The sequence below is a fragment of the Kitasatospora sp. NPDC057198 genome (genome assembly GCF_042670125.1).
GTDB lineage: Bacteria > Actinomycetota > Actinomycetes > Streptomycetales > Streptomycetaceae > Kitasatospora.
Genome location: NZ_JBHUWH010000706.1, coordinates 1 through 2,734 on the forward strand (window position 1 = coordinate 1; position 2,734 = coordinate 2,734).

Consider the following 2,734-nt stretch of genomic DNA (forward strand, 5'->3'; position numbering starts at 1 on the left):
GGTCCGGGGCCCCGGGTGTCACGAGGCGGTGCAGGAGACGGAGCCGGTCGGGAAGTTGTTGCCGGTGGAGTTGGCGGTGAAGCCGAGTGTGGTGCTGGAGTTCGCGCCGATGGTGCCGTTGTAGGCCGCGTTGCGCACCGTCACGTCACTGCCGGAGGTGGTCAGCGCACCGTTCCACAGGCTGGTGATCGTGGTGCCGGAGCCGGTCTGCCACTTCAGCGTCCAGGAGTTGATCGGCGTCGCATTGTGGTTCATCACCTCGACCAACGCCTGGAAGCCCCCGCCCCACGAGCTGACCACGCTGTACGTCGCCATGCACCCGCTGGTCGGCATCGGGCTGCCGCTGGACGACGGGCTGGACGACGGGCTGGTGCTGGGGCTGGTGCTGGGGCTGCTGCTCGGGCTCGCGCTGGCGCTCGGAGACGCGGACGCGGACGGGGAAGCGCTGGTGCTGGCGCTCGGGGACGGCGTGCTGCCCGACTGGTGGATGCCGGTGACCTCGCCGTGGCCGCCGTCGAAGACGACGTCCGAGCAGGAGAAGAAGTTCTCCTGGCTGTCCGAGCGCACCCACTGGATGAACATCAGGGCGGCCCCGCTGCGCCCGGACGGCAGGGTGAGGTTCCAGTAGTAGTGCCCGCCGTTGGCGCCGGGGCTGCCCACCTGCGGCGGGTTGGCGACGGTGGTCAGCAGGTTGAGGTCGGCCCAGGCCAGCGGGGTGGTCGGGGACCAGCCCTGCTTGGTCAGGTAGACCCGGAACTCACCGGGGTGCGCGGCCCAGTTGGAGTAGTCGACCTCGATGGCCGCGCCGGAGCTGAGGTGGGTCTTGGGCCAGTCGTCGCGGGCCGCGTTGTACGCCGAGAAGTCGTACGGCGACTTGTTCCCGGCGCTGCACAGCGTGCCGTCCGGCACGTAGCCCTGGCCGCGGCCGCCCGCGTTGGAGTCCAGCACCGCGAACCAGTTGTAGAGCGGCGTGGTGCCGCTCTGGGCGACGGCGGCCTGGCAGGCCGGGTTGGTGGGCGACAGCGACCCGTCGCCGGTGACGGCGTCCTGGTAGCACAGGTAGGTGCGCGAGCCGGGCACCATTGCCACGCCGTGCGCCTGGGCCGCGGGGAGCCCGAGCAGCAGCGCGCAGAGCGTCGCGACCGCGGTCGCGACGGCCGCGAGGATCGTGGGGGTCTTGCGTCGTGACATGAAACTTTCACCGCCTGGGTGGAGGGGGCCCGCCCGCGCATCGGGGTCGGACAGGCCGTCTGACTGGGAAAAAGCCATGCTCATGCCATGAGCAGAGGGGGCTCTGGGGGCAGCTCCCTCGCCTCAAGGTAACGAGCTGTCAAGTCCCGTCAAACGCACGGCTCCCGGGGCACGATTCGATCAAGTCCGTTGGTGCACAAGCCGATCGGCCGCATGCTTGCGCACGGACGGCCGACCGACCGACGACCGAGACACGACCGACCGACGCACGCACGACCGACCGACCGACGCACGACGCACGACGCACGACGCACGACGCACGACGCACCAGAGGGAGCACGCATGGGGACGGACCGCCGGACACCCGACGAGGGGCCGCCGGTGCTGGCCGCCGAGGGCCTCCGGGTCAGCGCGGGCGGCCAGCAGCTGCTCGCCGTACCGTCGCTGTCCGTCCCGCCGGGCGGCTGCCTCGGGCTGGTCGGCGCGAACGGCTCCGGGAAGTCGACGCTGCTCAGGGCGCTGGCCGGGCTGCTCCACCTCGACGCGGGCACCGTGCTGCTGGACGGCGCCCCGGTGCGCGAGCACGAACTCTCCTTCCGGCAGCGGGTCGGCGTCTTCCTGGACGACGCCGACTGCTTCCCCGACCTCACGGTGGCCGAGCACGTCCGGATGGTCGTCGCCGCGCACGGACTCGACCGGCCCGACCACCGGTGCGCCCGGGTCCTGGACGCGCTGGGCCTGCGGCACCGGGCCGACGCCTTCCCCGACACGCTCTCCGCGGGCCAGCGGCAACTCCTGCTGCTGGCCGCCGTCCTGGTCCGCCCGGCCCGCCTGCTGCTGCTGGACGAGCCGGAGCAGCGCCTGGACACCCGGGCCCGGGAGCGGCTGGCCGACGCCCTGCGCCGGAGCCGGGCCGACGGCACCGCGATCGTCCTGGCCGCCCACGACCGCCCGCTGCTCGACCGGGTCGCCGACCGGGTCCTGGTCCTCGACGAGGGGCGGGTCACCGACCACGGTCCGACCGCCGACGTACTCGCCCGGGGGGCCGCGCCGTGGGACTGACCGCTCACCGGCCCGCGCCGACCACAGCGCCCGCCACCGACCCGGCCCGCCGCGCGGTCGAGGAGCTGCGCCGCACCCGGGCCCGCCGGGCGCCCCGCGGCGCGGGCGGCCGCACCCGGCGGGCCTGGACCGCGCTGGTCGCCGCCGGGGCGCTGCTGGCCGTGCTGGCGGGCACCGTCGACACCCTCTCCGGCCTGGCCGGTGCGGTCCTCGCCCGCGGCGACGGCCGGCTTCCCGGGCTGCTGGTCGGTCTGGGCGTGCTCGGCACGGCGGGGCTGCTGCGGCTGTCGCTGTGGCTGGGCCCGGTCGTGCTGCCCGCCCCGGAGCTCGGCTGGCTGCTGCCGCTGCCGGTGGACCGGCGCCGGCTGCTGCGTCCGCGCCTGGCGGGCGCGCTGGCCGCGGCGGGGGCGGGCGGCGCCGTGCTGGGCGCGCTCGGCGGGGCGGTGGCCGCCGCGGGTGGCGCCCCGAGCCCGTCCGGGGT

Annotated in this window: 3 protein-coding genes; 2 read left to right on the forward strand and 1 reads right to left on the reverse strand. The window is 74.9% G+C overall.

The window, feature by feature from the left end; all coding sequences use genetic code 11:
- Window positions 1-18 precede the first annotated feature (18 nt).
- Entirely contained in the window at window positions 19-1,191 is a 1,173-nt protein-coding gene (locus tag ACFUEL_RS38030) for a lytic polysaccharide monooxygenase (protein WP_380242541.1), read from the reverse strand.
- A gap of 342 nt (window positions 1,192-1,533) precedes the next feature.
- Between ACFUEL_RS38030 and ACFUEL_RS38035 the strand changes: the two genes are divergently transcribed.
- Both ACFUEL_RS38035 and ACFUEL_RS38040 read left to right on the forward strand, forming a co-directional pair.
- Window positions 1,534-2,253, forward strand: a complete 720-nt coding sequence (locus ACFUEL_RS38035) for an ATP-binding cassette domain-containing protein (protein ID WP_380242543.1) — start codon at window positions 1,534-1,536, stop codon at window positions 2,251-2,253.
- Window positions 2,244-2,734: DUF6297 family protein (locus ACFUEL_RS38040; RefSeq protein ID WP_380242545.1), on the forward strand; the 491-nt coding region annotated here is incomplete at its 3' end. The genes ACFUEL_RS38035 and ACFUEL_RS38040, both read left to right, overlap by 10 nt.

What these genes read in the sequence shown, in the direction of transcription:
- ACFUEL_RS38030 (WP_380242541.1), bottom strand. Translation starts at nt 1,191, where the DNA reads ATGTCACGACGCAAGACCCCCACGATCCTCGCGGCCGTCGCGACCGCG.
- ACFUEL_RS38035 (WP_380242543.1), top strand. Translation starts at nt 1,534, where the DNA reads ATGGGGACGGACCGCCGGACACCCGACGAGGGGCCGCCGGTGCTGGCC.